Origin of the sequence: Streptomyces sp. PKU-EA00015, from assembly GCF_013387495.1 — a bacterium.
Classification (GTDB): Bacteria; Actinomycetota; Actinomycetes; order Streptomycetales; family Streptomycetaceae; genus Streptomyces.
Map to the genome: position 1 here is coordinate 152163 of NZ_JABZEE010000005.1, position 20810 is coordinate 172972.

Sequence of the window (20810 nt, forward strand, 5' to 3'; positions counted from 1 at the left end):
GGAACTCAGTCGGCAGCGGGGGTGTCCTCCCTGGCTGGGAGGCCACCCATCACTCAAGTGCCGGTCAGTGACAGGCGGTGGTGCCGCTGTCGGTGAAGGTCTTGCCCGCCTCGGGGACGAACTGCCAGTCGTAGCTGCCCGCGTGCAGGGTCAGCTTCAGCACGCCCCAGGTGTTGTTGTTGCGGACCTGGCTGCCGGTCTGGATGGTGCCGAAGCCGTACATGCCGGCGCCGCCCATGCCGGCAACGAACTGCCGGATACCGCGGGTGTTGTCCAGGCCGCCCGTGGCGTTCATCGGGGCGAAGCGCTCGTACTGGTGGTTGTGCCCGGTCACGATGACTTCGGCGTTGTTGTCGTACAGCGCCTGGTACAGCGGCGTCACCGAGGTGTTCGGGCCGTGGCTGGAGCCGGAGGTGTAGCGCGGGTGGTGCCAGTAGGCCACGGTGCACGGCTTGGTGCTGGCCGCCAGATCGCTGCGCAGCCACTGCTCCTGCGCCGAGCCGGCCGCACAGGACACCTGCGAGCAGTTGGAGTTGAGCGCCACGACGTGCCAGTTGCCCAGGTCGAAGGAGTAGTAGCCCTTGCCGGGTGCGCCCGCCGAAGCACCGAAGTAGTTGAAGTGCCCCGACGCGCCTGAGGTGTGGTACTCGTGGTTGCCGGTGACCGGCCGGGTGCGGGCCTTGTGCCTGCCCCACGAGGGGTTGTAGCAGTTGGTGAAGTCGGAGGCCGTGCCGTCCGGGTAGGCGTTGTCACCGACGGCCATGACGGTACCGGTGATGCCGTCCAGCAGGTTGGCGGTCTTCTCGTCTCCCCCGACGCCGCAGTTGGCGATGTCACCGGCGCCGACCAGCACCGGGTCACCCGACGACGGCGGCGACGACGTCGTGGGCGTGGGTGACGGGGCGGTGCCGGTGTTGATCACCAGCTGCGGAGCGTCGGCGCCGGACTCGCGGGAGTCGTAGTACGCGCCGTTGGTGCTCGTGGAGGTGCCGCCGAAGCTGAAGGTGCCGTTGCCGGTCACCACCGAGGTCACGTCGATCTCGACCCACTGGTCGTTGGCCACCGAGCCGAGCGATGCGACAGTGGCGCCGTCGATGATCGGCTTGTTGTTCCAGGTGACGCCCGTCTCCGACCAGGTGGTGTCGGTCATCGACTTCCAGGTGCCGCCGTTGCTGCTGTTGCCGCTGCTGGTGACGCGGATCCGCAATGTGGCGCTGGAGACGGCCTCGGTGAGGCCGCTGACGGTGAACTTGAGGAACGAGTGGCGCACCGGAGAGTTGTCCACAGTGAACTGCGACGAGGTGCCGTAGTTCGTCGACGGGGTGGTGTCCTGAACGTAGGTGTCCGCGACCGGGTTGAGGGTCGTGGTGGCCGCGGTGGCCGTGGGAGCGGTCGTGAGCAGAGCCGCGACGGCGGCGGTCGTCACGGTGACTGCGGTGGCTGCCATCGATGCTCTTCGGATGTGGCGGGTGCCCATCACGTGATCCCTTCTGAGGTGAAGGCTGTCGCCCCGTACAAGAGGCGATGAGGAACCTAGGGATCCGCTGTGAGCCACGACTACAGCGATCGAGTGAACGCTGGACGTGCGGCAGGTGAGGGTTTCCCGGCATGTCGTACAGGTGTGCTGATGGTCCGTTGGTCGGTTCCTGGCTGTGATCGAACTGCGGGATGCGGACGAGGTGATCGGGCCACCAGGCCGGCCGGCGCCGGTGCCGGTCCCGGAGCAGACCGCCAAGAATTCAACCGGGCGTCGCGGTCGGGACACGAGCAGGATGGGCGCTCCCCTCTTCCGGCCACTGTGCTCCTCGGCGTGACGATATGGACTGCGCCGCCAGGCCTTCGAGGTGTCCGCCGCCGAATGTTCAGCGTTCTTCGGGTCGCGCTGGGTGCCATGGTTCTCGCGGGGATCCTGGTGTCACTGACGGGTCCGGTTGCCGCGGCGCATGTCCCGACGACGGACGGCACCTCCACGATCCGCCAGGACGGGTCACTGGTGCGCTACGAACTGGAGCTGGACTACGACACGTTCACGAAGGCCGCCGGCCTCGGCAGGCTCCCCCGGGGAGCGCAGGACGCCGAACGCGAAGCGTTTCTCGAGTCCCACCGCGCACGGTTGACGTCATACCTGGCCGACCGTCTGACGGTCTCCCTCGACGGCGCCCCCTGTGCCGCCGAACTCGACGACACGGGGATCACGAAGCGCCAGAAGTTCCTCTATGCCCGCCTGCTTCTGATTCATCGTTGTCCGGGCTCGGGGAGCGGCGAGTTCACCGTGCGCTACGGGGTGTTCTCCGAGGCGGACGCCATCGGGGCCGAGCACACCAACATGGTCGACTACGAACTCGGCGGTTCCGGCGGGAGCGACGTCTTCGACGCCGGGAATCGTGAACTGCGGGTCGGCCGGAGCGACGCCGGCCAACGTGAATCGCGGGCCGGAGAGACGGGCTTCTTGTCGTCGACGGGCCGGTTCGTGGCCATGGGGCTGGAACACATTCTGCTCGGCATCGACCACGTGCTCTTCCTGGTGCTCCTGCTCCTTGGCGCGCAGGGATGGCGCAGCGTTGTCCGGCTCGCGACCAGCTTCACCGTGGCGCACAGCGTCACGCTCGCCCTCGCCGTGCTGGGGTGGGTCGAGGTTCCGGCCGAGATCGTCGAACCGCTGATCGCTCTGTCCATTGTGTACGTCGCGGTGGAGAACATCGCGCGCGGCGAGTCGCGGCACCGCGTCCTCGTCGTATTCGGCTTCGGCCTGCTCCACGGGCTGGGCTTCGCCGGGGCGCTGAGCTTCACCGACGACTTCACCGGCCGGTTGCTCGTCTCACTGTTGAGCTTCAACCTCGGCATCGAGCTGGGACAGCTCGCGATCGTTCTGCTGGTGTTCCCGCTGCTCCTCCTGGCACGCCGGTACTCCTGGTCGACCGTCGCCCACATCGGCGCCACCGGCGTCGTCGGCGTCGTGGGCCTGGCCTGGTTCGTCGAGCGCCTCCTGGCGCCGGGCGGCGCCGCGTAGACCTCCCGCTGGTGATTGCGTGATAGCGGACCTCATTTTCCAGGCGCACCGGGTGGCGGGCGTGGTCGGGCATGGTCAGGCGCCACCGGACTTGGCGTTGCTTCGCCACACAGGACATGAGCCGGAACCGAAAGTCGGTGAACAAAGCCACCCCACAGGCAGCAGCGCAGCTGCGCGCTCTGACCGATGCGGCCGGCCGCCTGGCTGTGGAGGTGTGTGACGGGGTGCTTCAGCCGGCCGGCTGAGCGGCCCGATCTGGGAATCCCGGGCGGGTCAGAACGAGAAGTGCTTGACCACCGACCAGCCCCGCTCCGCCGACCTGGCGTAGAAGGCTCGTAGGTCCTCGTGGTACTCAGCCAGGCGCTCCCGCAGCTCTTCATCCGAGTGGGACGAGGGCAGTTGCCGCCACTTCTGCCATCGGTCCGGAAACGACACCCCCTCCAGGTACGCCGCCGCGCGCGCCACCTCCGGTGGCTCGAGCACCGCATGGCCCGGGCCGCCGCCGGGGTCCGGTATGTGTCGGCCACCGAAGACGGGGAGCTCCCGGTCGCCACCCGGCTCCGACCGGGGCCAGTAAAGTTCGTTCAGCTGGAAGAAGCCGCTCTCCAGCCATACTGCGCCTCCGGCTCGGACCCGTCGGCGCAGCTCGTCGAACTCGACATCGAATAGGGCCTCAAAGCCCGCCGCGTCCTCGGGCAGCCCGGAGGATTCGAGCCCTTGAGAGTAGATCCACATACTCACGCCCGGCAAACTACATGGCACCACCGACGCCGACGCTGTGGTGACAGCACACCGCAGGCACGAGCGGTACAGCGTGCGCCCGACAGGTCAGCAGTTCTCGCCGAACTTCACTGCGCCGAACGTCACGGGCTGCCCGTCGAGCTTCGTGCCGGCAGCTGGATCCGTGGAGCAGACCTGCCAGTTCGACTCGACGAGCACCATGCGGTCCTGCCCCGATGCGTCGTTCACCGTGATGCTTGTCGAGCTGTCGAGAGACTGGCGGGCGACCTTGACCGACTTGCCCACGAAGTTCGGCATGGCTCCGCCGGCCTCCCCGGGCTCTGCCTGATCCCCGCCCGACGGGCAGTCCTCGTCCAGCTTGACCGTGCTGAAGTCGACCTTCGCGTCGGTCGGGTGCCGGCCGGGCGCCGGGGTCTGAGAACAGACCTTCCAGCCTCGGTCGAGGACCTGATTCCGGCCCCGGCCGAGTGCGTCGTGCGACGTGAGCGTGTAGAAGCCGGCTGCCTGCGCCTCGTCCTGCGCGCTCTGCAGCCCCTTGCCCACCATGTCGGGGAGGGCGGCCGACTCGGTGGAAGGCTTCTTCTCCGTGCCGGCCGACGCCTTGTCGTTGCCGCTCGGTGCTGTTTCGGCGCCGGAGTCGGTGGGCCCGCAGGCGGTGAGGGCAGCAAGGAGCAGCACAGCGGCTGTGGTGATGCGGGTGCGCATGGGTCCCCCAAGGACATTGCGGATAAGAGCGCCCATCATGCCGAGGTACACGCAACATGGGGCGGAAACGACGAAGGCCGTCCCGGAACCGGGCGTTGACCGCCAGAATGCAGAACTTGGCCGGGCGGCACGCCGCGGCCGTGCCGACGGATCGCGACGCCTCGGTTCCATAGTCATGAACCAGAGTAGTTACGAAGCATAAGTAGAGGCTGAAGATGAGCGTGAAGACCGTCCTGATCACCGGCACCTCCTCGGGCATCGGCCTGGCCACCGCAGTCGCCGCTGCGCAGAGCGGCTGGCACGTCGTCGCCACCATGCGCGACACCACCAAGGCCGGCCCGCTGCTGGCGGCGGCGGAGGCGGCCGGGGTGAGCGTCGAGGTCCGCGCGCTGGACGTGACGGACCCGGCCTCTGTCGCAGCCTGCCTAGCCGGCCTCGCCCGTCTGGACGCGCTGGTCAACAACGCCGGCGCCGGCCACCTCGGCACGCTCGAGCAGGAGGGTGTCGAGGACGTGCGCGCCGTCATGGAGGTGAACTTCTTCGGCGTCCTGCACGTCACCAAGGCGGCACTGCCCATGCTGCGTGCGAGCAAGGGCCGCGTGGTGACCGTGACCAGCGTCGGCGGCGTGGTCGGCCAGCCGTTCAACGAGGCGTACTGCGCGGCCAAGTTCGCGGTCGAGGGCTTCATGGAGTCGCTCGCCCCGGTCGCGGCGACAGTCGGAGTGGCCGTCAGCGTGGTCGAGCCGGGCGCGGTGGCCAGCGAGTTCGTCAGCAACGTGGCCGGCCGCGACACCGTGGTGGAGCAGGCAGGCCCGTATGCGCCCGCGTTGGCCGCCTATTTGGCCCGCACCCGCGACGCCTTCGCCGCCGCGCAGACGCCGCAGGGCGCGGCGGCGCCGATCGTCGAGCTGCTGGAGGCCGAGCAGCCGGCCTTCCGGGTACAGACCTCGGACGCCGCGCGCGCGTTCACCGCCGTGAAGCTCACGGACGGCGACGGCTCGGCCGTGCAGGCCCTGACCAGCGCATGGCTCTCCTAGTCTGCTCAGCCTTCGCCCGGCCTCGTTGAACCTCCCGGGGTATCGCCGGGTTCCGAGCCAGGGTCCTGTCTGACAAATGAACAACGCTCGTGGCAGCGGCTGAGCAGCGAGCCCCATACGGCGATGCCCAGGACGCCCGAGGCACTCGGAGTCCTCGACCGTGCTTCGAGCCGGCCTCGCTCCAAGAGCGCAAGCGCGCATGACGGTCCGCATGGGTACGGGCCCGGACCGTGGCGTGCGGTCCGGGCCCGGTTCATGGTGCCGGTCAGCCGGTGAAGCGTGTCACCGCCGGGACGAGGTCGCCCTGTTTGGCGATGCCCACCGTCCACAGGTCTGCGGTGCTCGGCACAGTGGTGAACCCTCGCACCACCACACCGGGATCGGCTGCCTTCTCCCAGCGGCGCTGCTGCGTGTCGAAGCGCAGGGCGAGTGAGACGGCGCCCTTGCCGCCGACCGCCCACAGTTCGCCGTCCCCGGCCCTGCCGACGGCTCGAAGCCGGCCGTCGGCGATCTCGGGTGTGGCAACGTCGGTCCACTTCTCGCCGTCCCAGTGCACCGCGTAGGGGTGATCGCCGTCCTTGGACGTCGAACCGCCCACCGCCCATATGTCGTCCGGCCCCAGTGCGGTGATGCCGCTGAGCCATCGGTGCTCGTCCTTGGCAGCGGTGGGTGCGGCGGCCCACGTCCAGGTGGTGCCGTCCCAGTGCAGCAGCAGGGCCGTCTCCGCTGTGTCGTCGGTGGCGAAGGACGTGCCCGCCGCCCAGATGTCGTCCGGTGCGACGGCGGTGAGGCTGGTGAGTTCGCCCTTGCCGACGTCGGGCAGGGTCTGTCGGCGCCAGGCCGTGCCGTCCCACGCCTGGATGGCCGGGACCCCGTTCTTGATGCCCTGCGGCACGGCGCGGCCGGCCGTCCAGGCCTTCCCGTCGGACGTGGTCACCACCGCGTCGGGTGTCAACCGGCCCGCGGGGTCACGGTCGAGACGGCGCGTGGTCCAGGAGGTGCCGTCCCAGTGGGCCGCCGTCGCGCCGACCGCCCAGATGTCACTGGCCGACCGTACGGCCAGTGCCTGCGGGAAACTGCCGTCCGGCAGCGTCGACTGCTGCGTCCAGGAGGTGCCGTCCCAGTGCAGGGCCAGGGCCTCCAGCTCGTTGTCGCTCTTCAGCCGGTAGCCGACGGACCAGGCCTGCTTGTCGCTGAGCGCGGCCACGGCGGTGATGTCGCCCTTGGTGACCGGGACCTTGGTCGACTGCCACTGCCCGGCGACCCGCGCCGGTGCGGCCGCCGCGTCCTCGGCGGCGGGCGCGGGTCCGGCCCAGCCCGAGCCGGCGGCGATCAGGCCCCCGGCCGCGATGGCGCCTGCGGCCAGCGCCGCCACCAGCGGCCGCCGACCGAGGTGCAGGCGCCGGGATGACTTGCTCGTATTCATCACGGAAATCCTTGGGTGATCGGCGGTCGGCTACGTGGCCGTGGTCTGGATGACGAAGTCGAAGGCGCCGGTGTAACCGCCGCCCTGCGGGCCCGCCAACGTGATCGTGCAGGCCCGGTTGAGGAGTCGGTCCGAGGCGTTGAGCTCGGCGAAGTCCCTTCCGTACGCCTGGGTGTCGTCGGGGAAGTACAGCTGGGTGACGAGCACCGGTCCGCCGGGGGCCTGGACCTGGGTGTGGATGTGGGGCGCCCGCTTGCCCCAACGGCCCCAGTAGTCCCGGGGGATGATCGTGCGCAGCCGGAACGCCCCCCTGCTGTTGGTGTACTGGTGTCCGCGCAGCGAGAAGCCGGCGGTGTCGTAGTCGCCGTTCTGGTCGCACTGCCAGAACTCGATGAGCGACCCGGGCAGGGGCTTGCAGGCGGTGTCGTAGACGATGCCGCTCAGATCGAGCCGCACTCCGCTGACAGCGGGGGTGATGAAGTCCGTCCGCTCGGGGGACTGCGGCTTGAACAGCGGGCCCTCCGTCGCCGCCGGGGTCTCGTGACCGTCACAGGCCGGCGTGACGGCGAGCGGGCGCCCCGCCGCGCGTGCCTCCTGCACCGGGCTCACCGGTGCCGCCAGGGAGGCACCGGCCGCACTCGTCGCCACAAGGGCGGCGGTCATGCCCACCGAGGTCGTTCTGATGAACGCCCGCCTCGAACTCGTGTGTTCGCCGTCCGCATCGTGGTCGTGCCGCATCGCGTCTCCTTGCCGGATCACTGTCCAGGCAGGGCATTCCGTGGGGGAAGGCCGTCGGGTAGCAGCTCCACACCCTCGGGCCCTTGGAATGCCCTGTTACACGTCAGCGTGGTCGCTGCGGTGGGCGTGCGGATCGATCGGATGACCGGCGGCTTGACGGCGTTACGAAACCTCGCCGCCGCGCGGATCCTGCGCGGGGGCGGCCCGGCGCTTCGCCCTTCCGGCCACCCACAGCGCGATCCGCGTGCGGGAGCGCATGCCCAGCTTGTCCCGTACGTTGTCGAGGTGGGTTGAGACCGTACTCGCCGACAGATCCAGACGAGCGGCGATCTCGCGGTTGGTCAGTCCCTCGGCGACCAGCGCCGCCACCGTCATCTCCCGCCCTGTGAGCGGGGACTGCCCGTTGTCCACACGGACGGCCGGCGTCACATCTTCGCCGTTGCCGCGCAGGGCGTACGCGATCAGCCGCTCCCAGCCCATCCCGCGTCCCTGGGCCACCGCGGTGTCCCGTCCCGCCGGGGTCAGCGCCGCCGCCGCTCCGGCCCTCGCCGACTCGACCTGCCGTCGCCACTCGGCCTCCGGCTCCGTGTCCAGCCGCCTGCGCGCCTGCGCGGCGGCCGCGAACAGCCGCAGTGACCGCTTCATCTGGCCACGCTCGGCCGCCACGACGGCAAGCCCCTCCAGTGGATACAGCGCGTGGAAGCTCTCGTCGGGCACCGTGCGCAGGCACTCGGCGAACAGGCCCTGGGCCGCCTCGGCGTCGCCCAGGGCGAGCCGGATCGCACCGGCGGTGTGCAGGGCGGCCGCCGACTGGGCCCAGGAGGACTGTCCCCGCAGCACCGGCAGGCAGGACGCCATCAGCTCGTCGGCCTCGGCCGCCTCGCCGATGTGCAGCAGCGCCCAGGCCAGATGGTGGCGGCACGACGCGGTGTCGCGGGGGCTGCCGAGTGTGGCGACGATGTCCAGGCACTCCGCGAAGTCGGCGACGGCACGGACGAACTGACCGCCGCATACCAGGGCGGCGGCCCGGGCGTCCAGGGCGTTGGCCAGTGCGGTGGGGGTGTCGCGCCGCCGCTCGATCTCCACCGCCTGCTCCGCGAAGTGCAGTGCGGCCGCGGGGTCCTGCTGCTGGCAGGCCGCTCGTGCGGCGAGCGCCAGTGCCGCACCGCCGTGCGCGGAGCCGTCGCCCTGCGCGAGTACCTGGGTCAGCAGGGCGCGGGCGGCCGTCAGCTGCTCCTGCTGGAAGCGCACCCGCGCCAGCGCGAGGGCCAGTCCGAGGGGTGGCCTGCCGTCGCGGTCGGTGGCGTAGGCGACTGCCGCCGCGAGGTTCTCCCGTTCCCTCGCCGGTGCTCCGCCGATCTGGTCGGCGAAGAGCCGGCCGGCGGTGGGCTCCAGCAGACCGGTCAGCCAGTCCAGGGCCCGCTGCCAGGTCCCTTGCAGTTCGCCGGAGTCGGCGAGCCGGTCGAGCGCATAGGCGCGGATGGCGCTCAACTGCCTGAATCTCGCGGTCTCTTCGGTCCCCGGCAGCCGTACGATCAAGGACTTGGCCTCCAGGGCGCACAGCACGCGCAGCACGTCACGCGGCGGCACCTCGCCGTCGGCGCAGACCGCGGCCGCGCCCACGGCGTCGAATCCGCCGACGAGGACGGCGAGACGGCGGAAGAGGGTCTTCTCCTCCGGGTCCAGTAATCGATGGCTCCAGTCGATTGCCGCGGCCAGTTCGCGATGCCGGCGGGGCCCGGTCCTGCTGCCGTCCGTCAGGAGCGCGAGCTGGTCGTCCAGACCGGTCAGGATGTCGCTCAGCGGAAGGGCTCCGGTGCGGCGGGCCGCCAGCTCGATGGCCAGCGGCATACCGTCGAGACGCCGGCAGATCTCCGCCACCGTACGGGCGTTGCCGGCGTCCAGCGCGAATCCGGGTACGCGGCCGGCGGCGCGCTCCACGAAGAGCCGTACGGCGTCGGCCTGCAGCACGGCTGCCGGGTCGTTCTCGGAGGCGAGCGGTGACAGGGAGAGTTCGCCGACCCGGAACACCACTTCGCCCGGGACCCGCAGCACCTCGCGGCTGGTGGCGAGGATCCGCAGGCGGGGGCACCGGCTCAGCAGAGCCGCGGCCAGCTGCGCGCACGGCTCGGCCAGGTGCTCGCAGTTGTCCAGGATCAGAAGCATCGAGCGTTCGCCCAGGGTGTGGGCGAGCATCTCCACGCCGCTGCGGCCGCCGCGTTCGCCCAGGCCGAGTGCGGCGCCGACGGCCTGGGGCAGCTGGTTGCCGTCGTGCAACGAGTCCAGCTCGACGAACTGGGCCCGGCCGTCGGCGCCGCCGCGCATGCTCCCGGCGAATTCCAGCGCGAGGCGGGTCTTGCCGACTCCGCCGGGGCCGGTGAGGGTCAGCAGCCGCGCCGACCTCATCAGGATGCGCAGCCGGGACAGTTCGCGGCTGCGGCCGACGAAGGAGTCGAGTGCGCGCGGCAGTTCCCGGCCCCGCACGGGCGTCGCCGGTATCGGGGTCCCGGCCGCGGCGCGCGGCTGCGTGCGGCCCGTGCCGTCCTCGGCCGAGCGGCGGCGGAAGGCTCGCTGTCGGCAGGCGGCGGAACAGTAGCGGGCGGGTCGGCCGCCCTGCGCCGGCGCACGTCCCGTACGCCGGTCCTTGCCGGGCAGCTCTCTCCCGCACTCCTCGCATTTTCGACTCGGACTCATCCGTCGAATCCTTGCCGACCAGCCGCACCCGGCACCACCGTCTCAGGAGAACGTGAGCCACGCCCCACGGCGGCTGAGCACGGTCTGAGCGGGCCCGCTCTGCGCTCGCTGTGCACGGCTGCTGGTCCCGCTCAGGCGACTGAACCCGTTCCGCCGTGCGCCGGGCAGTCTCCTGTGCCCATGCTCCGCTGGTCAGTGCTCCGACGAGGTACGCACCGTCCGCATCAGGTGATGCCGCGACCAGGGCGGGCTTGCTCCCGGCGACGAAGTCGGCGCAATCGGCGGTGACCAGACCTCGTTCGAGTGAGTGGCGCGACGGTGAAAACCGTCGGCGTCACCCGGTTCGCCTTACGGTGGCTGCTCCCACGCAGAAGGAGGGTGGATGCCAGCTGCAGCATCTGCACGAGGGGTGGAGACGGCCGACTCGGCAGACAGCGATTTGACCATCGCCGGCGGGCTCATGGTCGCGGGCTTCCTCATCAACGTCATTGCGACGTCGCTGCACCCGTCGGGAGAGGAAGACAATCATCAGGCGATCTTCACTGAGTACGCCGACAGCGACGCATGGGTCGCGGTCCATCTCGGCCAGTTCATCGGCGTCCTCGTCGCGCTCGGTGGTCTGCTTGTTCTCCACCGCGCCCTGCGCGGCGTCGGCCGGTCCCGTCTGCTCGCGTATTTCGCGGCTGCGGCGACTGTGGCAACTGCTGCGGCCTGGGCTGTTCTGCAGGGTCTGGACGGCGTGGGGCTGAAGCAGGCCGTCGATGCCTGGGCCGGCGCATCGGGGTTGGACAAGCAGATCCGATTCGCCGATGCCGAGACGGTGCGCTGGCTCGAGTGGGGGTTTCAGAGCTATTTCCGCATTCTGCTGGGGTCGGCCTTCGCGCTTTTCGGGGCTGCGTTGATCGCTGCCCGTCTGGTCCCGGGCGTGCTGGGCTGGGCGGCAGTTCTCGCGGGCGTCTTCTCGGTGGTCATCGGGGTTGACGTCGGCTACAGCGGTCTGGCAAGTGGGCTTCAGGATGCCCTGGGTCTCGCCTTCTTCGTCGTCGTCTTGGTCTTCGCCTTCGGAGTCCTGATCACCGGAATGCGGCAGCGCGGTCGGCGATCGAGCCGCGAAACCCCGCAGTGAATGCGTTGGTGTCGCTGTCCGTGACCACAAGGCGGCGGGCGGCCCAGGCAGCCCGTCTCCTGACCGGCCGAGAGCCGGGGCACCACCATCGCCGGCACAGAAGAAGAACTTGCCCTTGACGCCGCGCACGCTCAGCGAGCGTAGGTGCCGACCGCCCGGCACGTGGAAGCCGGCATCTGCCACGCCGCATTGATGGACAGGGCGTCCGAGAAGCCGGGATACGGAATATGCAGAGCGCCCAGTCGACCAGCAGCATGCCGCTGTCGTCTCACCGCCGGCCCTCACGGGCATCGCGCCTGTCCGCGCACGGGCTGTCCGCTTCCTGTGGCAACACGATGAACGCGGTGCCCTTGGTCAGGTCGATGCTGGAGCGAGGCGGCGCACCGTCGCTCTCGTCGTCCCGCAGCAGCAGCTCCACCCGCCGCTGCTTCAGCTCAACCGTCTTGTTTCCGTTCACGACCGCTGTGAATTCGTCGAAGGCCGTGTTCGACAACGACCGCCCCGTGCGCCTGCGTAGCCACGGGATCAAGCCCAGCCCCGTGAACCATCGCCACGCGCTCTCCACCAGGGCGAACAAGACCAGTAGACATGCGAACGCCGGGAACGACGTGAGCCAAATCGTCACTGATGGTCCCTCATCGTCCTCGACACAGTCGACAGCCGTGAAACGGGGAAAGGGCCGGCGTGGTTCTCATCGGACGTACGGACTGGGAGAACACGGGACGCCGGACATCGGTCCGGGCGTGGACCGCTCGCACAGACACTCCGGCAGCCGGCCCGGCAGCGTCGTATGTCACCCGATAGGTGGTGGCTTCCCATCTCGCGGGCCATGCGCTCTGCCCAGAGCGGCACAGGCCGCTCGGCCCCTCGACCACCGTCGTCGGACTCGTCTCGCTGATCGGCATGGGATCACTGTTGTGGATCCGCAGCGCGCAGGGATCGGGCCGGCGCATGATCCGCTTCCCCCATGCGGCGGAGGCGCCGCCATGGAGATCCACCGCATGGCGGAGCCGTGGGAGCAGGCCGGCTTCGGAAGACGAACGCTCTCTTGTCGTACCGGGTCGCCACAGCTCGGAAGCTCTTGAGCGCGTCGACGGTCCGCTCAGCTTCGTTCCTGCGGGTACAGAGGCGACGAAAGATCTGGTCCCGGCCTGCCCGCGCGTCCAGGGCCCTCCGGGTCAGCTCCCGGGCCTGCCGCGAAGGCCGTCGAAGAGGACTGCCGTCAGGGCGTCCGCCAGCGCGGCCACCGGCAGCCCGCCCTCCGGCCGGTACCACTCGATGAGGGAGTTGACCGTGCCGAACAACAGCCGGCTGATCAGATGCGGATCGAGGTCATCGCGTACGCCGCCCTCGGCCGCCGCACGGGACACCAGCTCGGCGACCCGGTGGTCGAACTCGCGGCGCTGTTCCAGGGCCTGCTGTTCGACATCGCTGTTGCCGCGGACGCGGAGCAGCAGGGTGACGTACGGCAGCTCGGCGGCGAGCACCTCGACGCTGCGGTGCACCACGTGCTCCAGTCGGGCGGTCGCCGTGGCGGCCGGGTCCGACACCTCGTCGAGCACGGCGAAGAGCGCCTTCAGCGCGCGACCGACGGCGAGGCCGAGGAGCTCCTCCTTGCCGGACACGTGGTGATAGATGCTCGATTTGCTCAACCCCAGGCGCCTGGCCAGCTCTTCCATGCCTGTGCCGTCGTAGCCGCGCTCGTTGAAGACCGTGACCGCGACCTCCAGCAGGGAGTCGCGGTCGTAGCTGGGGCGGCCCTGACGGTGGGCGCGGCTCTGCACAGGTGTTCTGCTCACGGGGCCATTGTGACAACCCTGCAGATCACGCCTGCCGCAGATCCTGGACCCGGCGGAGCTTGCCGACCGAGCGCTCCAGGGTCTCCGGGTCGACGATCGCCACCTCGACTGTCACGCCGATGCCGTCCTTGACCCCCTGCGCGATCGCCCGGGCGGCGGCATCGCGCTGGCCGGGGCCGGTGCCGGGGCGTGCTTCGACGCGGACGGTCATGTGGTCCATCCGCTCGCGCCGGCTCAGCCGGATCTGGAAGTGGGGGGAGACGTCGGGGGTGCGCAGCACGATCTCCTCGATCTGGCTGGGGAAGATGTTCACCCCGCGCAGGATGATCATGTCGTCGCAGCGGCCGGTGATCTTCTCGATACGGCGGAACGCGGGCCGGGCGGTGCCGGGCAGCAGCCGGGTCAGGTCGCGCGTACGGTAACGGATGACGGGCAGCGCCTCCTTGGTGAGAGAGGTGAAGACGAGCTCGCCCTCCTCGCCGTCGGGCAGCACCTCACCGGTGATCGGGTCGACGACCTCGGGGTAGAAGTGGTCCTCCCACACCTGCAGCCCGTCCTTGGTCTCCACGCATTCCTGCGCCACACCGGGGCCGATCACCTCGGACAGGCCGTAGATGTCGACGGCATGGATGTTCATGCGCTCCTCGATCTCGCGGCGCATTTCCTCGGTCCACGGCTCGGCGCCGAAAATGCCGACCTTCAGCGATGTGGAGCGAGGGTCGACGCCCTGACGCTCGAACTCGTCGAGGAGCGTGAGCATGTAGGAGGGGGTGACCATGATGATCTCCGGCTGGAAATCCTGGATGATCTGCACCTGGCGTGCGGTCATGCCGCCCGAGGCGGGGATGACGGTGCAACCGGCCCGCTCCGCCCCGTAGTGCGCGCCGAGACCACCCGTGAACAGCCCATAGCCGTACGAGATGTGCACCTTGTGCCCGGGGCGGCCACCGGCGGCGCGGATCGAGCGGGCGATCACGTCGGCCCACATCGACAGGTCGTTCTCCGTGTAGCCCACCACGGTGGGGCGGCCCGTGGTCCCGCTGGAGGCGTGGATACGGCGGACATCGGCCATGGGGACGGCAAACATGCCGAAGGGGTAGGTGTCCCGCAGATCGGCCTTGGTGGTGAAGGGGAACCGGGCCAGGTCGTCCAGTGACCGGCAGTCGTCGGGCCTGACCCCGGCCTCGTCGAACTTCTTCCGGTACCGCTCGACGTTCTCGTAAGCGTGCTTCAAGCTCCTTCGCAGACGGTCGAGTTGGAGCTCTGTCAGCTGCTCGCGCGTCATCCGCTCGCCGTCGTCCAGCAGCTCCTGGGGGAGCGGCTCTCCGAGGTGGGCTCCCGCGACCGCCGGGGGTGTCAGTTCACTGCTCATCGCGACTCCTTCGTCTTCGTGCTCCTGACACTGCGACTGCGGCCGCGGAACTCTGCGATCGCCTCGTCGCCGCGCCGGACGCTCACGTCGTAGATGCCGCTGCGGCCGAACCGGGTGCGCTCCCTCGCGACGGCCACCAGGACGTCGCCCTCGTACGCGGGAGCGATGAAGTCGATGTCGGCCGCGGCCGCGACGGTCACGGGGCCGCGACTGTTGCAGGCGCAGGCGAAGGCCGTGTCGGCGAACCGGAACAGACAGCCGCCGTGGGCGATCTTGTGTCCGTTGACCATCGCCGGGGTCACGGTCATGCGGAGCTCGGCGGTCCCTTCGCCGTGCTCCAGCAGCTCGATGCCGAGACTTCTGGACGTCGTCTCCGGGGGGCCGGCCCCCGCGTCAGTGGCCTGCGGCACCATTTCACCACCTTGTGAACCGACCGAACATTCGGTTAGCGTGCGGCACGGCCAAGTAATCCAGCATCACCACTGCGTGTCAAGAGGTGGACCGTATGCCCCACGAGACCCTCCAGCGCCCCGACTTCCTCGCGCGCCATCGTCCGCTGCTGGACCAGGCGGTGGCCGCCACGGCGAGCCGGGACCACTGGACGCCGTACCCGGAATCGCCCAGCACGAAGGTCTACGGCTTCGCCACCGAGCAGGGTGCGCTGACCGCGGCCGTCCACTCCATCAGCGAAGAGGTGCCGGCCGCCGCCGAGTCGGCGGCGCTGGACGCCGGAGTCCATCTGTCGGAGAACCTCACCGGCGGGGTCTTCGTCAACCAGTCCGCCGCCTTCAGCGACTTCCACGGCAGCGCCGCCGACCCGGCGGCCGGCGCCACCCTGTCCGACCCCGCGTTCGTCACCGGCCGCTTCGCGACACTGCAGTCGCGCCGGCCCCTTCCCCTTGAGGAGTCCGCCCGTGCCTGACGACGTCTTCCTGATCGACGGGGCGCGTACCCCGCAGGGACGCTACGGCGGCGTGCTCGCCTCCGTGCGTCCCGACGACCTGGCCGCCCTGGTGATCGGCGAGGCCGTCCGGCGCGCCGGGATTCCGGGGGGAGCCGTGGACGAGGTGATCCTCGGCGCGGCCAACCAGGCCGGCGAGGACAACCGGGACGTGGCTCGCATGGCCGTGCTGCTCGCCGGGCTCCCGGACAGCGTGCCCGGCTACACCGTGAACCGGCTGTGCGCCTCCGGGCTGACGGCGGTCGCGAATGCCGCGCAGGCGATCCGGTCCGGCGAGGCCGAGCTGGTGGTCGCCGGCGGGGTGGAGTCCATGACCCGGGCACCGTGGGTGATGGCGAAGCCCGGGACTCCGTGGGCCAAGCCGGGCGAAGTGCACGACACGTCGCTGGGCTGGCGCTTCACCAACCCGCGCTTCGCCGCCGCCGACCGCCAGGTGCCCGCCGGCAACGGTCCCGAGACGGTGAAGGTCACCCTGTCGATGGGGGAGACGGCCGAGGAGGTCGCCGCGCTCGACGGCATCACCCGTGCCGACTCGGACGCCTTCGCGTTGCGCAGCCACCAGCGGGCCGTCACCGCGCAGGAGGCCGGGCGCTTCGACCGCGAGATCGTCCCGGTGCCGGTCAAGGACGGTCAGGTGACCCGCGACGAGGGGCCGCGGCCGACCACGACCCTGGAGAAGCTGGGCGGCCTGCGCACGATCTTCCGCAAGGACGGCATCGTCACCGCCGGTTCCGCCTCGCCGCTCTCCGACGGCGCTGCCGCGCTGGTGGTGGCGAGCGCAGCGGCCGTCGAGCGTTACGGGCTCACCCCGCGGGCCCGGATCGTCACCTCCGCCTCGGCCGGCGTACAGCCCAACCTGATGGGTCTCGGCCCGGTTCCCGCCACCGAGAAGGCCCTCGCCCGCGCGGGCTGGGGGACCGGCGACCTGGACGCCGTCGAGCTGAACGAGGCGTTCGCCGCGCAGGCATTGGCCGTGATCCGCCGTCTGAAGCTGGACGAGGAGAAGGTCAACGCCGACGGCGGCGCGATCGCCCTGGGCCACCCGCTGGGCTGTTCGGGCGCCCGCATCCTCCTGACCCTGCTGGGACGGCTGGAGCGCGAGGACGCCCGGCGCGGCCTGGCCACCCTGTGCGTGGGCGTCGGCCAGGGCGTCGCGATGCTCGTGGAGCGCGTCTGACCACCGCATACGAGACGCTCCTGGTCGAGGAGCGCGATGACGCCCTGGAGACCAGGCCGGCCACCGCCTTCGCCATCGTGCGAGCCGAGTACAACCCGCTGCGCGGAGGTCAAGGCGCTCCGGCGCAACGAGGCTCGGGACTTGCCCGAGCACAAGGAACTCGTCGTATCATCGACCGAACGAATGGTCGGTAGGGAAGTTGGTTTCGATGACTGCACCACAGCCCGACGCGTCGCCCGCCTCCTCCTCCGCCGGCTGCGCCGAGCCGGAGCTCCAGCGACACTTCGACGCGACGATCGCGAAGGACCAGCGGATCGAGCCGCGGGACTGGATGCCCGAGGGCTACCGCAAGACGCTGATCCGGCAGATCGCACAGCACGCCCACTCGGAGATCATCGGCATGCAGCCGGAGGGCGAGTGGATCACCAAGGCGCCGTCCCTGCGCCGCAAGGCCATCCTGTTCGCCAAGGTCCAGGACGAGGCCGGGCACGGTCTGTACCTGTACTCGGCGGCGGAGACGCTGGGCGCGGACCGAGCGGAGCTGACCGACCGGCTGATCGAAGGCCGGCAGAAGTACTCATCGATCTTCAACTACCCGACGCCGTCCTTCGCCGACGTCGGTGTGATCGGCTGGTTCGTGGACGGTGCCGCGATCTGCAACCAGGTGCCGCTGTGCCGCAGCTCGTACGGGCCCTACGCGCGGGCGATGGTGCGGATCTGCAAGGAGGAGTCGTTCCACCAGCGGCAGGGCTACGAGCTGCTGATGACGATGATGCGCGGCACCGACGCCCAGCGGGCGATGGTCCAGGACGCGGTGGACCGCTGGTGGTGGCCGTCGCTGATGATGTTCGGCCCGCCCGACGACGAATCGCCGAATTCCGCGCGGTCGATGGCCTGGAAGATCAAGCGGCACAGCAACGACGAGCTGCGCCAACGCTTCGTCGACATGACCGTCCCGCAGGCCGAGAGGCTCGGCGTCACGCTGCCCGACCCCGATCTGCGCTGGAACGAGGAGCGTGGTCGCCACGACTTCGGCACCCCGGACTGGTCCGAGCTGCAGCGGGTCATCAGTGGTGACGGGCCCTGCAACGCGGAGCGAATGGAGCGGCGACGCACCGCTCATGAGGAGGGCACCTGGGTGCGCGAGGCGGCGAGCGCCCACGCGGCCAGGCAGGCGGCCCGGGCACAGGAAGGAGCATCAGCATGAGCAACACCGAGGGATCGCAGGGCGGCTGGCCGCTGTACGAGGTATTCGTCCGCGGCAAGCGCGGGCTGAACCACGTGCACGTCGGTTCCCTGCATGCGGCCGACCAACGGATGGCCCTCACCCACGCGCGCGACCTGTACACGCGGCGCAACGAGGGCGTGAGCATCTGGGTCGTGCGCTCGGAGCACATCGGCGCGTCCACGCGTGACGAGAAGGACCCGTTCTTCGACCCCAGCGCCGACAAGGTCTACCGCCATCCGACCTTCTACGACATCCCCGATGACGTCCCGCACATCTGAGGAGCAGGGCATGAGTGACGACCACGTCTACATGACCCTTGCCGAGGGACACGAGGACGACGCGCGCTGGGCGTTCGGCACCGGCTTCGAGGACCCGCTGTACGGCGTGAGCACCGCCGTGCCGGAGGGGGTCGACGCCGGTCTGCTGGCCGCGGACTGCGTGGCGCTCGGCGACGACGCCCTGGTGTCGGCCCAGCGGCTGGCCGAGTGGACCACCCGCGCCCCGGAGCTGGAGGAGGAGGTGGCGCTGGCCAACATCGGCCTCGACCTGCTCGGCCAGGCCCGTCTGCTGTACGCGCGTGCCGGCCAGGTCGACGGCACGGGCCGCCACGAGGACGCGTACGCCTACTTCCGCGACGCCGATGACTTCCGCAACGTACGCCTGGCCGAGCTGCCCAACGGCGACTTCGCGTTCTCCGTCGTACGGCTCCTGGTGCTGTCGAGCTGGCGCCTCGCGCACTTCGACAAGCTGAGCGAGTCACCCGACCCGGTGCTCGCCGCCATCGCCGCGAAGGGCGTCAAGGAGCTGACGTACCACCGGCAGTACGCCGCGGAGTGGGCCGTGCGCCTGGGTGACGGCACCGAGGAGTCCCACCGGCGGATGCGGGCAGCCCTGCAACAAGTCGAACCGTATCTGGGGGAGCTGTTCGCCGCGCACGACGTCCGGGAGGAGGTCGTCGCGGTCCTGCGCCAGGTCACCGAGGCGGCCGGACTGCCCATGCCGGTGTACCGGCCGCTGTCCGGATCGGGCCGTTGCGGCGACCGCACCGAGCACCTCGCGCCGCTGCTGGCCGAGCTGCAGAGCGTGGCTCGTGCTCACCCGGAGGCGACATGGTGACCACCTTGCTGGACGCGCGGCGCGCCCGGCGCATCGCCGAGCAGGTGCCCGACCCCGAGCTGCCCATGCTCACGCTCGCCGATCTGGGCGTCCTGCGGGACGTGACGACCAGTCCGGACGGGACGGTCGTCGCGAGCCTGACCCCGACCTACTCGGGCTGCCCCGCCATGGCCGAGATGCGTGCCGGCGTGGCCGCGCGGCTCAGGGCCGCCGGATACGCGCGCGTGGAGATCCGTACCGTCCTCGACCCGCCGTGGACCAGCGACTGGATCACCGCGGCCGGCCGCCGCAAGCTCGCCGAACACGGCATCGCACCCCCGGGCCCCGCGCCGCGGCACGCGTCCTGCGGGCCCATGCCGCTGGTGCTGTCGCCGACGCGACGCGTGGTGCCGTGCCCGCGCTGTGGTTCGGCCGACACCGAGGAGACGTCCCGCTTCTCCGCCACATCCTGCAAGGCCCTGTGGCGCTGCCGCGCCTGCCGCGAGCCGTACGAGTACGTCAAGGAGATCTGATGGAAGACCTGATGGCCGCTGCCGCTGCTCCTGCCGCTGCTCCTGCCGCTGCTCCTGCCGTGGCGAGGCGTGCCCGCCGCCGCCCGGCCTTCCACTCCCTGCGCGTCGTCGAGGTCCAGCGGCTGTGCGAGGACGCGGCGGCGGTCGGCTTCGAGATCCCGGCGGAGCTGGCCGAGGAGTTCGCCTTCGCCCCCGGCCAGTCGCTCACCCTGCGCCGGGAGGTCGACGGTCGGGACGAGCGGCGCTCGTACTCCATCTGCTCCCCGGCCGGCTCGCGCCCCCGGATCGGCGTGCGCGTCGTGCCCGGCGGGCTGTTCTCCTCCTGGCTGGTCCACGAGGTGCGCCCGGGCGACACCGTCGAGGTCATGGTCCCGACCGGTGCCTTCACGCCCGACCTGACCGTCCCCGCCCACCATGTGCTGATCGCGGCCGGCTCCGGTATCACACCGATGCTCTCCATCGCCGAGTCGGTGCTCGCCGCGGACGACCGCTCACGGGTCACGCTCTTCTACGGCAACCGGCGTACCGACACCGTGATGTTCGCCGACGAACTCGCGGATCTGAAGGACCTGTACCGCGCGCGCTTCCAGCTCGCCCACGTCCTGTCCCGCGAGCCCCGCGAGGCCGACCTGCTCTCCGGCCGCCTGGACGCCGACCGTCTCGGCGCACTCGTCGACGGCCTGGTCGATGTGCAGGGGGCTGATCACTGGTGGCTGTGCGGACCCCATGGCATGGTCCGCGACGCCCAGCAGGTGCTGTCCGGTCTCGGTGTGCCCGCTGACCGGATCCACCAGGAGCTGTTCTTCGCCGACGACGAGCCGGTGCGGCCGGTCCGTCATGAGGAAGCGTTGGCGGACGGGCCGGTCAGCCAGGTCACCATCACGCTCGACGGCCGCTCCACCACCTTCCGACTCGCCCGCGGTGCGACGATCCTCGACTCGGCTGCGCGGGTCCGCCCGGACCTGCCCTTCGCATGCAAGGGCGGAGTGTGCGGCACCTGTCGAGCCCGGGTCACGGACGGCGAGGCCGACATGCGTCGGAACTACGCGCTCGAACCGGCCGAGGTCGACGCCGGGTACCTACTGACCTGTCAGAGTTTTCCGGTCTCGGACGCCCTGACGGTCGACTTCGACAGCTGAGGGACCGTCGGCAAGGCCAGGGCGCCGCC

19 protein-coding genes and 1 pseudogene are annotated in these 20810 nt (G+C 70.4%); 10 read left to right on the top strand and 10 right to left on the bottom strand.

Features of this window, described 5'->3' with window-relative positions; translation table 11 throughout:
* Nucleotides 1-64: 64 nt before the first annotated feature.
* Nucleotides 65-1447, bottom strand: coding sequence for a DNRLRE domain-containing protein (locus HW130_RS05620; RefSeq protein WP_177148289.1), 1383 nt, complete (start codon nt 1445-1447; stop codon nt 65-67).
* Nucleotides 1448-1858: 411 nt separating this feature from the next.
* Here HW130_RS05620 and HW130_RS05625 point away from each other — a divergent pair, with 411 nt between their 5' ends.
* Entirely contained in the window at nt 1859-3010 is a 1152-nt protein-coding gene (locus HW130_RS05625; RefSeq protein WP_177148290.1) for a HupE/UreJ family protein, read from the top strand.
* Nucleotides 3011-3283: 273 nt separating this feature from the next.
* Here HW130_RS05625 and HW130_RS05630 read toward each other — a convergent pair whose 3' ends face one another.
* Both HW130_RS05630 and HW130_RS05635 read right to left on the bottom strand, forming a co-directional pair.
* Complete coding sequence (locus HW130_RS05630) at nt 3284-3745, bottom strand: DUF1877 family protein (protein WP_256355902.1); 462 nt, start codon at nt 3743-3745, stop codon at nt 3284-3286.
* Between the two features lie 93 nt (nt 3746-3838).
* Nucleotides 3839-4456 (bottom strand): PASTA domain-containing protein, encoded by a 618-nt coding sequence (locus tag HW130_RS05635; protein ID WP_177148292.1) that lies wholly within the window; start codon nt 4454-4456, stop codon nt 3839-3841.
* A gap of 215 nt (nt 4457-4671) precedes the next feature.
* On the opposite strand from HW130_RS05635, the gene HW130_RS05640 reads away from it, so the two are divergent.
* Nucleotides 4672-5493, top strand: coding sequence for an SDR family NAD(P)-dependent oxidoreductase (locus HW130_RS05640; RefSeq protein ID WP_177148293.1), 822 nt, complete (start codon nt 4672-4674; stop codon nt 5491-5493).
* A gap of 265 nt (nt 5494-5758) precedes the next feature.
* Here HW130_RS05640 and HW130_RS05645 read toward each other — a convergent pair whose 3' ends face one another.
* The 3 genes from HW130_RS05645 to HW130_RS05655 form a co-directional block, all read right to left on the bottom strand.
* Nucleotides 5759-6919, bottom strand: a complete 1161-nt coding sequence (locus tag HW130_RS05645; protein WP_177148294.1) for a hypothetical protein — start codon at nt 6917-6919, stop codon at nt 5759-5761.
* 30 nt (nt 6920-6949) lie between these two features.
* The gene (locus tag HW130_RS05650; protein WP_177148295.1) at nt 6950-7657 is read right to left on the bottom strand and encodes a dioxygenase; all 708 of its coding nucleotides are present in this window, start codon (nt 7655-7657) and stop codon (nt 6950-6952) included.
* A 162-nt stretch (nt 7658-7819) separates the two neighbouring features.
* Nucleotides 7820-10351 (bottom strand): LuxR C-terminal-related transcriptional regulator, encoded by a 2532-nt coding sequence (locus tag HW130_RS05655; protein ID WP_177148296.1) that lies wholly within the window; start codon nt 10349-10351, stop codon nt 7820-7822.
* A gap of 382 nt (nt 10352-10733) precedes the next feature.
* Here HW130_RS05655 and HW130_RS05660 point away from each other — a divergent pair, with 382 nt between their 5' ends.
* Nucleotides 10734-11477 (top strand): hypothetical protein, encoded by a 744-nt coding sequence (locus HW130_RS05660; RefSeq protein ID WP_177148297.1) that lies wholly within the window; start codon nt 10734-10736, stop codon nt 11475-11477.
* Nucleotides 11478-11745: 268 nt separating this feature from the next.
* On the opposite strand, the gene HW130_RS05665 is transcribed toward HW130_RS05660, so the two are convergent.
* The 4 genes from HW130_RS05665 to paaI form a co-directional block, all read right to left on the bottom strand.
* Nucleotides 11746-12102, bottom strand: a complete 357-nt coding sequence (locus HW130_RS05665) for a DUF6191 domain-containing protein (protein ID WP_177148298.1) — start codon at nt 12100-12102, stop codon at nt 11746-11748.
* 553 nt (nt 12103-12655) lie between these two features.
* Complete coding sequence (locus tag HW130_RS05675) at nt 12656-13276, bottom strand: TetR/AcrR family transcriptional regulator (protein ID WP_309140335.1); 621 nt, start codon at nt 13274-13276, stop codon at nt 12656-12658.
* Nucleotides 13277-13301: 25 nt separating this feature from the next.
* The gene (paaK, locus tag HW130_RS05680; protein WP_177148299.1) at nt 13302-14648 is read right to left on the bottom strand and encodes a phenylacetate--CoA ligase PaaK; all 1347 of its coding nucleotides are present in this window, start codon (nt 14646-14648) and stop codon (nt 13302-13304) included.
* Nucleotides 14645-15061: a hydroxyphenylacetyl-CoA thioesterase PaaI gene (gene paaI / locus HW130_RS05685; RefSeq protein WP_177148300.1), complete on the bottom strand. Its 417-nt coding sequence runs from the start codon at nt 15059-15061 to the stop codon at nt 14645-14647. Before paaI ends, paaK begins: the two co-directional genes overlap by 4 nt.
* Nucleotides 15062-15297: 236 nt before the next feature.
* On the opposite strand from paaI, the pseudogene HW130_RS05690 reads away from it, so the two are divergent.
* The 7 genes and pseudogenes from HW130_RS05690 to paaE all read left to right on the top strand — a co-directional run.
* Nucleotides 15298-15570: pseudogene (locus HW130_RS05690) on the top strand (phenylacetic acid degradation protein PaaN); the annotation flags it as partial.
* The gene (locus HW130_RS05695; RefSeq protein WP_177148301.1) at nt 15563-16786 is read left to right on the top strand and encodes a thiolase family protein; all 1224 of its coding nucleotides are present in this window, start codon (nt 15563-15565) and stop codon (nt 16784-16786) included. The pseudogene HW130_RS05690 and the gene HW130_RS05695, both read left to right, overlap by 8 nt.
* 208 nt (nt 16787-16994) lie before the next feature.
* Entirely contained in the window at nt 16995-17993 is a 999-nt protein-coding gene (paaA, locus tag HW130_RS05700) for a 1,2-phenylacetyl-CoA epoxidase subunit PaaA (protein WP_177148302.1), read from the top strand.
* Nucleotides 17990-18292 (top strand): 1,2-phenylacetyl-CoA epoxidase subunit PaaB, encoded by a 303-nt coding sequence (paaB, locus tag HW130_RS05705; protein WP_177148303.1) that lies wholly within the window; start codon nt 17990-17992, stop codon nt 18290-18292. The genes paaA and paaB overlap by 4 nt, the downstream gene beginning before the upstream one ends.
* A gap of 10 nt (nt 18293-18302) precedes the next feature.
* Nucleotides 18303-19130, top strand: a complete 828-nt coding sequence (paaC, locus tag HW130_RS05710) for a 1,2-phenylacetyl-CoA epoxidase subunit PaaC (protein WP_177148304.1) — start codon at nt 18303-18305, stop codon at nt 19128-19130.
* Nucleotides 19124-19642 (top strand): 1,2-phenylacetyl-CoA epoxidase subunit PaaD, encoded by a 519-nt coding sequence (gene paaD / locus HW130_RS05715; RefSeq protein WP_177148305.1) that lies wholly within the window; start codon nt 19124-19126, stop codon nt 19640-19642. Before paaC ends, paaD begins: the two co-directional genes overlap by 7 nt.
* A complete protein-coding gene (gene paaE / locus HW130_RS05720) occupies nt 19642-20781 on the top strand; it encodes a 1,2-phenylacetyl-CoA epoxidase subunit PaaE (protein ID WP_177148306.1) in 1140 nt (379 codons plus the stop codon). Before paaD ends, paaE begins: the two co-directional genes overlap by 1 nt.
* Nucleotides 20782-20810 lie beyond the last annotated feature (29 nt).

Excerpts from the sequence above, each read along its gene's own strand:
- HW130_RS05635 (WP_177148292.1), bottom strand. The coding sequence starts at position 4,456 with ATGCGCACCCGCATCACCACAGCCGCTGTGCTGCTCCTTGCTGCCCTC.
- HW130_RS05640 (WP_177148293.1), top strand. The coding sequence starts at position 4,672 with ATGAGCGTGAAGACCGTCCTGATCACCGGCACCTCCTCGGGCATCGGC.
- paaA (WP_177148302.1), top strand. The coding sequence starts at position 16,995 with ATGACTGCACCACAGCCCGACGCGTCGCCCGCCTCCTCCTCCGCCGGC.
- HW130_RS05650 (WP_177148295.1), bottom strand. The coding sequence starts at position 7,657 with ATGCGGCACGACCACGATGCGGACGGCGAACACACGAGTTCGAGGCGG.
- paaC (WP_177148304.1), top strand. The coding sequence starts at position 18,303 with ATGAGTGACGACCACGTCTACATGACCCTTGCCGAGGGACACGAGGAC.
- paaK (WP_177148299.1), bottom strand. The coding sequence starts at position 14,648 with ATGAGCAGTGAACTGACACCCCCGGCGGTCGCGGGAGCCCACCTCGGA.
- HW130_RS05655 (WP_177148296.1), bottom strand. The coding sequence starts at position 10,351 with ATGAGTCCGAGTCGAAAATGCGAGGAGTGCGGGAGAGAGCTGCCCGGC.
- HW130_RS05620 (WP_177148289.1), bottom strand. The coding sequence starts at position 1,447 with ATGGCAGCCACCGCAGTCACCGTGACGACCGCCGCCGTCGCGGCTCTG.
- HW130_RS05630 (WP_256355902.1), bottom strand. The coding sequence starts at position 3,745 with ATGTGGATCTACTCTCAAGGGCTCGAATCCTCCGGGCTGCCCGAGGAC.
- HW130_RS05625 (WP_177148290.1), top strand. The coding sequence starts at position 1,859 with ATGTTCAGCGTTCTTCGGGTCGCGCTGGGTGCCATGGTTCTCGCGGGG.
- paaE (WP_177148306.1), top strand. The coding sequence starts at position 19,642 with ATGGAAGACCTGATGGCCGCTGCCGCTGCTCCTGCCGCTGCTCCTGCC.
- paaD (WP_177148305.1), top strand. The coding sequence starts at position 19,124 with ATGGTGACCACCTTGCTGGACGCGCGGCGCGCCCGGCGCATCGCCGAG.
- paaI (WP_177148300.1), bottom strand. The coding sequence starts at position 15,061 with ATGGTGCCGCAGGCCACTGACGCGGGGGCCGGCCCCCCGGAGACGACG.
- HW130_RS05645 (WP_177148294.1), bottom strand. The coding sequence starts at position 6,919 with ATGAATACGAGCAAGTCATCCCGGCGCCTGCACCTCGGTCGGCGGCCG.
- HW130_RS05660 (WP_177148297.1), top strand. The coding sequence starts at position 10,734 with ATGCCAGCTGCAGCATCTGCACGAGGGGTGGAGACGGCCGACTCGGCA.
- paaB (WP_177148303.1), top strand. The coding sequence starts at position 17,990 with ATGAGCAACACCGAGGGATCGCAGGGCGGCTGGCCGCTGTACGAGGTA.